The sequence below is a fragment of the Shewanella basaltis genome, from assembly GCF_023283885.1.
Lineage (GTDB): Bacteria > Pseudomonadota > Gammaproteobacteria > Enterobacterales > Shewanellaceae > Shewanella > Shewanella basaltis.
This window is the reverse complement of sequence record NZ_JAKILA010000002.1, coordinates 239,465-250,368: the sequence shown is the minus strand read 5'-3', so window position 1 is coordinate 250,368 and position 10,904 is coordinate 239,465. Positions and strand designations below refer to the sequence as shown.

The 10,904-nt window shown below is 43.0% G+C and carries 13 protein-coding genes; 3 read left to right on the top strand and 10 right to left on the bottom strand.

Annotated features, from left to right (window positions below; genetic code table 11):
- Window positions 1–17: 17 nt before the first annotated feature.
- From L2703_RS02895 to L2703_RS02850, 10 genes are all read right to left on the bottom strand, one after another.
- Window positions 18–1,115 carry a flagellar basal body P-ring protein FlgI gene (locus L2703_RS02895; protein WP_248969635.1) on the bottom strand — a complete coding sequence of 366 codons (1,098 nt, stop codon included), beginning with the start codon at window positions 1,113–1,115 and terminating at the stop codon, window positions 18–20.
- 10 nt (window positions 1,116–1,125) lie between these two features.
- On the bottom strand, window positions 1,126–1,803 hold the full coding sequence (gene flgH / locus L2703_RS02890; RefSeq protein ID WP_248969634.1) for a flagellar basal body L-ring protein FlgH: 678 nt from the start codon (window positions 1,801–1,803) through the stop codon (window positions 1,126–1,128).
- Between the two features lie 9 nt (window positions 1,804–1,812).
- On the bottom strand, window positions 1,813–2,601 hold the full coding sequence (gene flgG, locus L2703_RS02885; RefSeq protein WP_248969633.1) for a flagellar basal-body rod protein FlgG: 789 nt from the start codon (window positions 2,599–2,601) through the stop codon (window positions 1,813–1,815).
- A gap of 11 nt (window positions 2,602–2,612) precedes the next feature.
- Window positions 2,613–3,356, bottom strand: a complete 744-nt coding sequence (gene flgF, locus L2703_RS02880) for a flagellar basal-body rod protein FlgF (RefSeq protein WP_248969632.1) — start codon at window positions 3,354–3,356, stop codon at window positions 2,613–2,615.
- A 451-nt stretch (window positions 3,357–3,807) separates the two neighbouring features.
- On the bottom strand, window positions 3,808–5,181 hold the full coding sequence (gene flgE, locus L2703_RS02875) for a flagellar hook protein FlgE (RefSeq protein WP_248969631.1): 1,374 nt from the start codon (window positions 5,179–5,181) through the stop codon (window positions 3,808–3,810).
- Window positions 5,182–5,237: 56 nt separating this feature from the next.
- The gene (flgD, locus tag L2703_RS02870; RefSeq protein ID WP_248969630.1) at window positions 5,238–6,017 is read right to left on the bottom strand and encodes a flagellar hook assembly protein FlgD; all 780 of its coding nucleotides are present in this window, start codon (window positions 6,015–6,017) and stop codon (window positions 5,238–5,240) included.
- Between the two features lie 23 nt (window positions 6,018–6,040).
- The gene (gene flgC, locus L2703_RS02865) at window positions 6,041–6,457 is read right to left on the bottom strand and encodes a flagellar basal body rod protein FlgC (RefSeq protein WP_248969629.1); all 417 of its coding nucleotides are present in this window, start codon (window positions 6,455–6,457) and stop codon (window positions 6,041–6,043) included.
- Window positions 6,458–6,459: 2 nt separating this feature from the next.
- Window positions 6,460–6,858 carry a flagellar basal body rod protein FlgB gene (gene flgB / locus L2703_RS02860; protein ID WP_248969628.1) on the bottom strand — a complete coding sequence of 133 codons (399 nt, stop codon included), beginning with the start codon at window positions 6,856–6,858 and terminating at the stop codon, window positions 6,460–6,462.
- A 134-nt stretch (window positions 6,859–6,992) separates the two neighbouring features.
- Window positions 6,993–7,826: a CheR family methyltransferase gene (locus L2703_RS02855; RefSeq protein ID WP_248969627.1), complete on the bottom strand. Its 834-nt coding sequence runs from the start codon at window positions 7,824–7,826 to the stop codon at window positions 6,993–6,995.
- A gap of 65 nt (window positions 7,827–7,891) precedes the next feature.
- Window positions 7,892–8,812, bottom strand: coding sequence for a chemotaxis protein CheV (locus tag L2703_RS02850; RefSeq protein WP_248969626.1), 921 nt, complete (start codon window positions 8,810–8,812; stop codon window positions 7,892–7,894).
- A gap of 356 nt (window positions 8,813–9,168) precedes the next feature.
- On the opposite strand from L2703_RS02850, the gene flgA reads away from it, so the two are divergent.
- The 3 genes from flgA (at window position 9,169) to L2703_RS02835 (ending at window position 10,802) form a co-directional block, all read left to right on the top strand.
- A complete protein-coding gene (gene flgA, locus L2703_RS02845; RefSeq protein WP_248969625.1) occupies window positions 9,169–9,876 on the top strand; it encodes a flagellar basal body P-ring formation chaperone FlgA in 708 nt (235 codons plus the stop codon).
- A 73-nt stretch (window positions 9,877–9,949) separates the two neighbouring features.
- Entirely contained in the window at window positions 9,950–10,279 is a 330-nt protein-coding gene (flgM, locus tag L2703_RS02840) for a flagellar biosynthesis anti-sigma factor FlgM (protein ID WP_248969624.1), read from the top strand.
- 97 nt (window positions 10,280–10,376) lie between these two features.
- Window positions 10,377–10,802 (top strand): flagella synthesis protein FlgN, encoded by a 426-nt coding sequence (locus L2703_RS02835; RefSeq protein WP_248969623.1) that lies wholly within the window; start codon window positions 10,377–10,379, stop codon window positions 10,800–10,802.
- Window positions 10,803–10,904 lie beyond the last annotated feature (102 nt).

Sequence of the window (10,904 nt, the reverse complement as noted above, 5' to 3'; positions counted from 1 at the left end):
AGTCATACCGACAATTTTTAGATGATGATAAGTTCACCATGCAAAGCGCCTGCCATTTTTAACGCTTCGAGTATGGCAAGTACATCGGATGGTGCGGCGCCCACTAGATTGACGGCTCTAACAAGCTCATCAAGGCTGGTGCCTGGATTAAACATAAACATACGACGATCTTTTTCTGACACATCAATCGTGCTGTTGGTGGTTACTACGGTATCGCCACCGGCTAGCGCATTAGGCTGCGACACTTGTGTCGCTTCAGCAATCGTCACGGTTAACCCACCATGGGTAACTGCTGCGGGTAATAATTTAACGTGTTGGCCCACAACTATGGTGCCGGTGCGTGAGTTAACAATAACTTTGGCTGACTCATCTGCAGGTTCAACTTCAATGTTTTCAAGGGTAGATAAAAACGACACCCGTTGTGATGCATCACGCGGCGCACTCACTTGAATAGAAGTGGCATCAATAGCACGTGCCATGTCTGGGCCAAGTAAGTCGTTGATGGCATCGGCCATGCGCTTAGCCGTTGAAAAGTCTGAACGACGTAAATTAAATGTGAGGAAATCACCGCTCGAAAATGGGCTTGCCACACTGCGCTCAACAATTGCACCACTGGGAATACGCCCTACCGTTGGCGTATTTTGAATCACTTGCGAGCCATCTAGCCCTTCGGCGCTAAAACCACTCACCACAAGGCTGCCTTGTGCAATGGCGTAAACGTTGCCATCAACCCCTTTTAAGAAAGTTTGAATTAAGGTGCCGCCACGTAAACTTTTAGCTTCACCTAAACTCGACACGGTAACGTCAAGGTTTTGACCCGGTTTAATAAATGCAGGCATGTCGGCATGTACAGCCACCACGGCAACGTTTTTTGAGTTGGGTCTGACCGAATCCGGTAAGTTAATGCCAAAGTTTTTAAGCATGGTGCGGAAAGTCTGCTCGGTATAACGGGTTTTTTCGCCCGTACCAGGCAAGCCCACCACTAGGCCATAACCAATCAACTGATTGCTTCTTACTCCTTGAATATTGGCAATATCCTTAATGCGCTCAGCGTGCACGGGCGCGGTTAACACTAACAGCGTAGTCATCAGCGACATCAACAATTTGGTTTTCATGTATTACTCCTTAAAAAGGCCACCAGTCGCCCATGAAAAACGAATTCAGCCAACCCACTTTTTGTGAGTCTGCAAATGTGCCAGTACCACTGTATTGAATACGGGCATTGGCAACACGGGTTGAATCTATGGTGTTGTCTGGGTTGATGTCTTGGCTGCGAACGATGCCAGTAACGCGAATAAACTCATCACCGTTATTGATTGAAATCCACTTTTCACCGCGGATCACCAAGTTACCATTGCTTAACACCTGCATGACATTGGCAGATATGCTGCCATCTAGGCTGTTCGATTGATCGGCATCGGCCTCACGCTTAGTGTCCATGCTGTCGGTGTAGCCTAAATCCAAAGGAATACCGTTAATTGACACATTTTTACCACCGGCATAAACAGGCTCAACACTCAAGTTACTGCCTTTAGATATTTCGTTATTGGCACTCTTTTTAGCTTGAGTCGACTCTTTTAATGTCACGGTAATAATGTCACCGACGCGATGAGCGCGAATGTCAGAATACAAACTCGATGCTTGAGTATCTAAATAAATCGAGCCCGTGGCTGCTACCTGTGTTGGCGGTGCATCGGGATAAACCGGGGCGTAATAAGGGTCATCTGCAATCGGCTTTTTAGGGGTAGAACTACAGCCCATCGCAAAAAGCACCACAGAAGTTAATGCAAGGTATTTAATCATGATAACTCCTTAGAGATTCTGATTAACGTAAGACAGCATTTGGTCAACCGCTGAAATCACTTTAGAGTTCATTTCGTAAATACGTTGACCTTGAATTAAGTTCACCAGTTCTTCTGTCACGTTAACGTTAGAGGTTTCTAACGCGCCCTGACGAATCGCTCCTAAGCCATCTTGCGATGCCGTGCCCTGTATTGGCGTACCGCTGGCACCAGTTTCGGTGTAGAGGTTCTGCCCTAGTGGATCTAACCCTGACGGATTAATAAAATCAGTCATGGTAAGTTGACCAATAACTTGGCTTTCTGCAGTACCGGGTATTTGCACAGACACTTCACCTTCGGCCGACACAGTAATACTGGTAGCGTCGTCAGGAATAGTAATTGGCGGTTGCACAACATAACCTGATCCAGGCGTAACAATTTGGCCATTTTCATCTAAACTAAACTGGCCATTACGGGTGTAAGCTGCTGTACCATCAGGCATTTGCACTTCAAAAAAACCTGAACCTTCAATCATTAAATCTAATGAGTTATCTGTGGTTAACATGCTGCCTTGGGTAAACATTTTTTGCGTTGCGACTACTTTAGTACCCGCACCAATGTTTAAGCCATTAGGTAATTTTGTGTTATCAGCACTTATACCACCGGCCTGATTAACCGTTTGGTAAAGCAAGTCTTCAAACACAGCACGACTCTTTTTAAATCCAACCGTGCTGGCGTTAGCCACATTGTTAGAAATAACGGCGATGTTAGTTTGTTGGGCATCAACACCTGTTTTACTTATCCATAACGCTGGAACCATAATAATTACTCCTAACTAATTCTCATCAAAGACGTGGATGAACGATCTGCTTCTTCAGCATTTTTCATCATTTTGACTTGCATTTCGTATTGTCGTTGAATGTCTATCATCGCCACCATTTCATGAACTGAATTCACATTACTGCCTTCGATAGCGCCACTTTCAATTTCAATCGCAGGATCTCTTGGTGCCGGTTGGCCTGACATGAGACGAAATAAACCATCTTCACCGCGCATCATTTGATCATTGCCTGGGTTTACAAATTTAATTTGTCCTACTTCTTCAAACACTTCCGCGGTGGCCCCTTTTGGGCGAACAGAAATAATGCCATTGTCGGATATTTGCACGCTATCGATTGGCAAAGGCAATACAATTGGCCCAGCATCACCCATAATGGGTGTGTTACGGCTATTAAGAAGTAAGCCTGTGCTGTCAAAATGTAAACTACCTGCGCGCGTGTAGGCTTCGCTGCCATCGGTGGCTTGCACGGCTATCCAGCCATCGCCTTTAACCGCAATGTCAAGATCACGGCCAGTGGTACGAATCGGCCCACCATTAAAGTTGCTTCCAGGGCTTTCAATCATTGAAAACACACGAGTTGGCAAGCCTTCGCCAAATGCCTGCATAGAGCGAGCTTGAGTCATGTCAGACTTAAAACCATCAGTATTTGCGTTAGCCAAGTTATTTGCGCGCACAGCTAAGGCATTCATACCTTGCTTAGCGCCGCTCATGGCAACATAAAGAAATTTGTCCATCTGCTGCTCCGTCAAACTTTTTACAAAAAGAATATATACAGTAAACAAGCAAGCATCGTGCCAATGGACATTTTAAGATTTAAGGTAAAAATAACGTGTTGAATATAAATAACCTGAGCTCGGGATAATAAATGCCTTTCAAACAGTCCTTTGCCCTGCTCACTGCGTTGAATCGACTTACAATAGGCTAGCTATTGACGCGTCAATTCACCTTGTTAGCAGAACAAATGACAAGCTTGAAAGTGAGAATGGGTAACATGTTGATTTTAAATAGTATAAGTTCATCCCTTATCCCGAGCTCAGGTTAAATAGGTAAAATTAGCAACTAGCAGGAATGGGGAGTCAAAAAAACAACAGTTTGGCGATAAGATAAACAGCTTTACACTAAAATGGCAAGGTGTTGCCGAAGCCGGCAACACCTTATGTGTCAATCATGATGAGTCATCACTAATTAGCGAATTTGCAACACGGTTTGATTAAGTGTGTTGTTGACTTCTAGAGTACGCGAGTTTGCCTGGAAGTTACGTTGCGCTGTAATTAAATCAACTAATTCTGTGGTTAAGTCGACGTTAGATTGTTCAAGCGCAGATGACTGAATACTACCAAAAGTACCACTGTTGGCCTCACCCGCTAAAGCAGGACCCGAATCTAAACTGGCTTTCCATGACGTATTACCCACTTGGGTTAGCCCTTGCTCGTTAGCAAATCGCACTAAGGCAACACGCGCCAATGGCACAGTTGAACCGTTACTGTAGCTTGCGGTGATTAAGCCATCAGAACCAATACCCACATTGGTTAAACGGCCCACTGTAATACCGTCTTGGCTGAGTGATGTCACTTCAAAAGGTGATGCGTATTGAGTCGGGTTATCAAATCTGACTTCGATGGTTTGCGTACCGTCAGCACCTGGGTCTAACACTGCTGCACCTGTGCTGCCTAGGGCTTCTGTTGTGATGGTCGCAGGTGAACTGCTTGTATAAGCACCCACATCATTAAACTTGATAACGGCGCCACTCCAAACCGTGCCATCGACAGGATTTGTTGCCGTGGCTGTAGCTGTGCTGTCAGCAATGCCATCACCAGTCGTATCAGTGCTGTAACTCCCAGCAGTGGTTACATCAACAGGCTCGCCATCGACAGCATAAAATGCCACCCAGTTACTCTCACCAGTGTATGAACCACCTGTTGGTTTAACAAAATAGGTGGTCATAATATGAGACTCACCTAATGAGTCATAAATTGTCACTGACGTTGAATTATTATATGTATCTGAATTACTTGGGTCAAAATTAGCTGGGTCTAATGCTTCATCCCCTACGTTGAGGTTCATTTGCACTTCAACAAGACTGGTTTTAACCGGGCTGCCCGCAGTATCAGGTATTTGGATTGGTTGCGTTGTTGTTAAACTCACTGAAGTTGAGTTGCCTTCATCGTCAACAGGAAACCCCTGCAAAAAGTTGCCAGCAGAGTCGACCATATAATTATCAGAGTCAACTTTAAACGCACCTGCACGCGTGTAGGACAAATCCTGAGTTCCCACGCCCGATGACGTAACAAAAAAACCGCCGCCACTTATCGCCATGTCAAGCGAATTACTGGTAAATTGTAAACTACCTTGATGAAACTGCTGCGCCACTTGCGTTGTCGTTACACCACCGCCAACGGCTGTTTTACTGTTAGAAAAAATCGAGTTGGCATACACGTCGGCAAATTCTGCGCGCGACTCTTTAAAGCCAACGGTATTGACGTTAGCAATGTTGTTTGCCGTTGTGTTTAAATCTTTTTGCGCGGCAGAAATACCACTCAATGCAATGTTAAATGACATAATTCACCTCAAAGGTTTAATTCATAATCAACCAGTTGTATTAAACTGCGATAATGTTAAGTTTCAGATACAGCGAGTACGTCAGATAACTTAATACCGCCGACACCGCGCAAATTCAAAATAGCCCCAGTAGCTGTAGTGCCTAACGACACACTGCTTACGTGAGCATAAGTCGATACCGCTAACTCCTGTGTTTCGCCATCAACTTTGCCATTGGCCTTGATGGAGTACATCCCCTCTTCTACCGGCAATCCATTTTTGTCCAGACCATCCCAAGACACATCAATATTGCCGCCAGCACTGCCATCAACGCTAAAGGTTTTAATTAACTGACCTGACGCATCTTGGATACTCACGCTGATGGTATCGATTGCTGATGGCGTACTTATCACTCCATTTAAGCCCGTACTCTCAGCCGAGATAGCCCCAGTGTCTGACGGAATTAAGACTTTACGTCCAACAAGACCAGATGCCTGTAATGCCTGGCTTGAACTCATCACAGTATTAAGGTTTAAAATCTCATCATTGAGATTGGAAATCCCATCAACGGTAGAAAATGACGCCATTTGAGCAATCATTTGGTCGTTATCGACCGGCTCAAATGGGTCTTGCATTGACAGTTGTTGACTGAGCAGAGCAAAAAAATCTTCTTGTTTTAATAACTGATCATTTGCTTCAGGAATCGTGCTTTCTTCAGGTAAACGGATCGAATCAAGAAACGTGTTTCCGGTTATCGTTGTTGTACTCTGTACCGAACTTTTGGTCACAGCCGTCGTATTTGACGCACTACTTGATGTCTGCGGCAATGACTGACTATACGAATTAATTAGGCTCATAGCTGCCTCCTTGAAAAATCAAACTATTTACCCATTCTAAGCGTTTGTTGCAGCATTGATTTTGTGGCATCTGCAACTTGAACATTCATTTGATAAGAGCGCGAAGCTGAGATCATATCAGCCATTTCTTCCATCACATTTACGTTTGGTTTATAAATAAAGCCATCACCATCTGCCAGAGGGTGATCTGGGGAATACTCTTTAATAAGCGGCTTGTCGCTTTCAACAATGCCCTTTACCGACACGCCAGGAGATCGATTTTGTTGGCTACTTGCCTTGGCCATTTCGGCTTCAAATACCGGATGACGAGCACGGTAGGTTTTGTCAACGCTGCTTGACACCGAATCAGCATTAGCAATATTACTGGCCGTGGTATTTAACCTCACAGATTGTGCCGACATCCCAGAACCAGAAACATTAAAAATATTAAATAAGCTCATGATTAATCACCTCGCAATGCCTTACGCATGCCGTTAAATTTTCCCTCAAGAAAACCCAGTGACATTTGATATTCGAGTGCATTTTGCATAAATGCAGTCTGTTCTTGTTGCGTATCAACAGTGTTGCCATCCCCGGTATCAGGCTGATTTGGCACACGATATTGCACATGCTGTTGAGTTAATGACGTTAAGTCAAAATGCTTTTCTGTGGTTTGGCTCATGCTTAAGCCCTTTTGTTGAGAGCTTGCCGCTTGCATAGCAGATGCAAAATCAACATCACGAGCCTTGTAATGAGGCGTATTGGCATTGGCGATATTACTAGAAATCACTTCTGCTCGTTGAGCACGCACACCCAATGAATATTGGTGAACACCTAATGCATTATCGAAATTAATCGCCATAAAATTGCCTCCATCAGCTAACTAATAGAATTAAAGCAAAGGTTATGCCAATTATTTTATAAGAAGAGAATAATCTGTTTATATGAACATACCGGCGATCGCCGGTATGATTAAAAAATAAAGCTATGTTTTTGTTACACTTTTTTCTGGTAGTAAATACCAGGGTTACATCGAACCATATTAAATTCTTCAGTTAACCCCGCAATCGATTCAGACGCACCTAAGAATAAAATGCCTTTAGGGTTAAGTGCGGCAGCAAATTGCCGCAAAATTTTAGCCTTTGCCTCTGGTGCAAAATATATCAGCACATTACGACAAAAAATGATGTCGTATTTGCCTAATAAGCTATAACTTTCAAGCAGATTGTGTGCTCTAAAATTCACTAAACGTTTAACACTGTCTTTCACTTTCATGTTTCCAGATGGCAAAGCATCAAAAAACTGACGCTTACGCTCATCAGACAAACCACGAGCCAACGCCAAGCTGTCATACTCAGCGTTTTTACAACGCTCAAGCATTGAAGGCGATAAGTCTGTTGCTTGAATAGTTGCACCGCCAGGTAAAGCACCTGGTTTACGCTGCTGATACTCTAGTACCGTCATAGCTAAAGAATAAGGCTCTTGCCCTGAGGAACAGGCCGCAGACCAAATTTTTACAGGCCGCCCAAGCTTGCTGTACTCTGGCAATAACGTATTATGCAGCAGGTCAAAAGGATAACGGTCACGAAACCATAAGGTTTCGTTAGTGGTCATCGCATCAATAACTTCAGCACGTAACTGGCGTTCAGTCGGCTTCATCGACTTCTTCACCACTTCAGACAACGAAGGTAGGTTATATTTTCCCATTAAGGGAGCTAAACGGCTACGCACTAAATATTGTTTATTCTCGCCTAACACAATACCGCTATGCTGCTCTAAAAACAGTCTAAACTGGTTGTATTCTGCTTCAGCAAGTGATTTATCTGTCACATTAACGTCCTAAAATAAGTAAGCCCAAAACGCTTAGCAATTTGCCATATTGTCATTATAGACAGTTAAAGACTCAAATGTTTGTTAACCGCTGCCGCTAATTCATCTGGATTAAATTTAGCGATAAAATCATTTGCGCCCACTTTTTGAACCATCGCCTGGTTAAATACACCACTTAATGAAGTATGTAACACAACTTTGATCTTTTTAAGCTTAGGATCATCTCGAATTTCGGCGGTTAAGGTATAACCATCCATTTCGGGCATTTCAATATCAGAAATGATTAAAGGGATCTCTTGCGACACATCATCCATTTCTGCGGCAATGCTTTTCAGTTTATCCAGCGCTTCTCTACCGTCTTTTGCCGTGTCGATTTGTAAATTTAATGACTCTAACGACCTAATAATTTGCTTGCGAGCCACGGCGGAGTCGTCAATCACCATTATATGATAATGCTGTTCTCTATCAATGGTTAAGGTTTCATTAACCTCTTGACTAATAGCCGTTTTAACCGGAGATATTTCATCGAGAATTTTTTCTACGTCTAAAATCTCAACTAATTCACCCTCAATTTCGGTTACCGCCGTCAGATAAGAGTAACGCCCAGCACCTTGTGGAGGAGGCATAATAGCCGCCCAATTCATGTTGATAATCCGCTCAACAGAACTAACCAAAAACCCCTGCACACTTCGGTTATATTCAGAAATAATAATAAAACAATTCTCGGTCGAGGTCAGCGGACGCCCTCCCGTTGCAGCGCTTAAATCAATGACAGAAATGGTTGAGCCACGAATGTGAGCAACACCTTTAATAAAGGGGTTTAGTTTAGGTAAGGTCGTTAAAGGAGGACATTGCAGCACTTCTTTAACTTTAAAGACGTTAATACCGAAGCGTTGACGACCATTAAGCCTAAATAGCAGCAGCTCTAATCTGTTTTGCCCAACAAGTTGGGTACGTTTATTTACTGAATCTAAAATGCTCGACATAACACGGCCTTGTAGTTAACTATCACCCATAAAGGATAAATTTGTCATTAAATTATATTAAATCAAATTTCAATATAATTGATACTTTGTTAGTAACACATTTTACAGGCAACTAACACCACTTAATGTGCTGCACGGCCACCCATTTCAACAAATACTTAACATCAAAAAACTAGGCATACAACTTGCTTACCTTACTACACTAACGATGTGTTACTTTTTTGACGGAGGATAACAAAATGATTCACCGTCAGGCATATGATGTTGTAGTCTCATTAATACGTCTACATGCTCAACATATTGATTGTTTTTCAAAGTATAGGTGTATTCTGGCAAAACAAGCTAGTATCTTCATTATGAAAGTATTTTTTTTATGTTTTTTGTGTTTATTGCCACTTTCGTTACCCGCTATAGCTAACGAAGAAGCGATGACTCCCTCATTATCGACCATTTATCAATTAGCTAAAGAGGCGGTAGAGAAAAAAATTGATGTAAACTCAAATGCTAAGGTCAATGTGATACCACAAAACCTTGAAGGCAGGCTCACGCCGCCACGTTGCTATCCGCCAATAACAGTCGAGTTAGCAAGCGATAGAGACATAAGCCGCAATAATACCGTTAAAATTGGTTGTCGCACGCCAGATTATGACTACCCCTGGCAAATGTATCTGTCGGTAAGGGTTGAGATCCAATACCCTGTAGTCGTGGCAACTGAGTTACTCTCACCCGATGACATTATCGACACACACAATGTCACCACCATGTATGTGGATCAGTACAGCATAAAAGGTCAATTTTTTTCAGACTCGTCTAGTTTAATCGGCTCGCGAGTAAAACGCAGAGTCGCCAAAGACTCACCCATTATTGATAAAAACTTATGTTTTGTGTGTAAAGGCGACATGGTTTCTATTTACGCAAACACAGCAAACATACAAATAAAAACATTAGGTGAAGCCCTACGAGATGGTAATATAGGCGAGCTAATAAGAGTAAAAAACAACCAAAGTAGCAAACAGTTAGAAGCCGTTGTCATTGGCGTTGGCGAAGTTGAAGTAAGAATGTAAAATAACCTAAAGTTTTTTTCCAAGGCGCCGATAGCCTGTAAGGAAAACCTGATTCATTACGCTGGAGCCTCACATGGCAATCGACATTAAAAATAACACTGCAACCAACACACCAATGCGCACAGCACGTGATACGCAGTCTGCAGCCCAATCTAACGCAACTGCGCCACAAAAATCGGCCGCTGCGGTTAAAAGCGACTCTGTTAGTATTACTTCGCAAGCACAACAGCTTCAGGGTGCTCAAGCTAAAATAGCTGCATTACCAGAAGTCGATCAAAAAAAGGTCGCAGAAATTAAACAAGCCATTTCAGAAGGTCGTTATAAAGTCGACCCAGAAAAATTAGCCGCAAATATCGCAAGTTTTGAAGCTGAACTGAGTGGTTTATCTTTCGATAAAGAGTAGCCTTAATTCGTTACTCTTTATGGTATTTCAACCTTGTTTTGTCGGTGCATTTTTGCGCCATAGAGAAGTGTTGATATTAAAACCCAAAGAGTAATATATGACTAACATAACTATACTGCTAGACACCCAACACCAAACTCTGACTCAGCTTAAAGCGCTTATCATTGAAGAAAAAGAGGCATTGCTTAAGCAAGATGCAGACAAGCTGCTCACCCTTGCTAAAGATAAAATGCAACGTATGAGCTTACTTAAAGCAACAGATGAAAAGCTTGCGGCACATCCAGAACATGACCAACTGACATTGCAACCTGCATTTGCTCAAAAGGTCGAAGCCGCAAAAGCCTTGCTTGGTGAATGTAAACATATCAATGCTCAAAACGCGAGCCTAATTGAACACAACATCGCCACAATCAACCGCTTAGCCCAAGCACTTCAAACCAGTCGCAACGCCACAAGTTTGACGTACAATGACAAAGGCAAAACCTCGACCATTTCAACGTTAGGTAATGACTTTACCGCCTAATAAAACCTAGAGGCCATGGCTCTTAAAACAGCCTAGAGCGCTGTGCCGCTAGGACGCGGCTAGAAACGGTAAACTCTGCGCAACAGCTCAAGTCGCGCAGAG

What these genes read in the sequence shown, in the direction of transcription:
- flgH (WP_248969634.1), bottom strand. Translation starts at nt 1,803, where the DNA reads ATGATTAAATACCTTGCATTAACTTCTGTGGTGCTTTTTGCGATGGGC.
- flgC (WP_248969629.1), bottom strand. Translation starts at nt 6,457, where the DNA reads ATGAGCTTATTTAATATTTTTAATGTTTCTGGTTCTGGGATGTCGGCA.
- flgD (WP_248969630.1), bottom strand. Translation starts at nt 6,017, where the DNA reads ATGAGCCTAATTAATTCGTATAGTCAGTCATTGCCGCAGACATCAAGT.
- flgB (WP_248969628.1), bottom strand. Translation starts at nt 6,858, where the DNA reads ATGGCGATTAATTTCGATAATGCATTAGGTGTTCACCAATATTCATTG.
- flgM (WP_248969624.1), top strand. Translation starts at nt 9,950, where the DNA reads ATGGCAATCGACATTAAAAATAACACTGCAACCAACACACCAATGCGC.
- L2703_RS02850 (WP_248969626.1), bottom strand. Translation starts at nt 8,812, where the DNA reads ATGTCGAGCATTTTAGATTCAGTAAATAAACGTACCCAACTTGTTGGG.
- flgA (WP_248969625.1), top strand. Translation starts at nt 9,169, where the DNA reads ATGAAAGTATTTTTTTTATGTTTTTTGTGTTTATTGCCACTTTCGTTA.
- flgG (WP_248969633.1), bottom strand. Translation starts at nt 2,601, where the DNA reads ATGGTTCCAGCGTTATGGATAAGTAAAACAGGTGTTGATGCCCAACAA.
- L2703_RS02895 (WP_248969635.1), bottom strand. Translation starts at nt 1,115, where the DNA reads ATGAAAACCAAATTGTTGATGTCGCTGATGACTACGCTGTTAGTGTTA.
- L2703_RS02835 (WP_248969623.1), top strand. Translation starts at nt 10,377, where the DNA reads ATGACTAACATAACTATACTGCTAGACACCCAACACCAAACTCTGACT.
- flgE (WP_248969631.1), bottom strand. Translation starts at nt 5,181, where the DNA reads ATGTCATTTAACATTGCATTGAGTGGTATTTCTGCCGCGCAAAAAGAT.
- flgF (WP_248969632.1), bottom strand. Translation starts at nt 3,356, where the DNA reads ATGGACAAATTTCTTTATGTTGCCATGAGCGGCGCTAAGCAAGGTATG.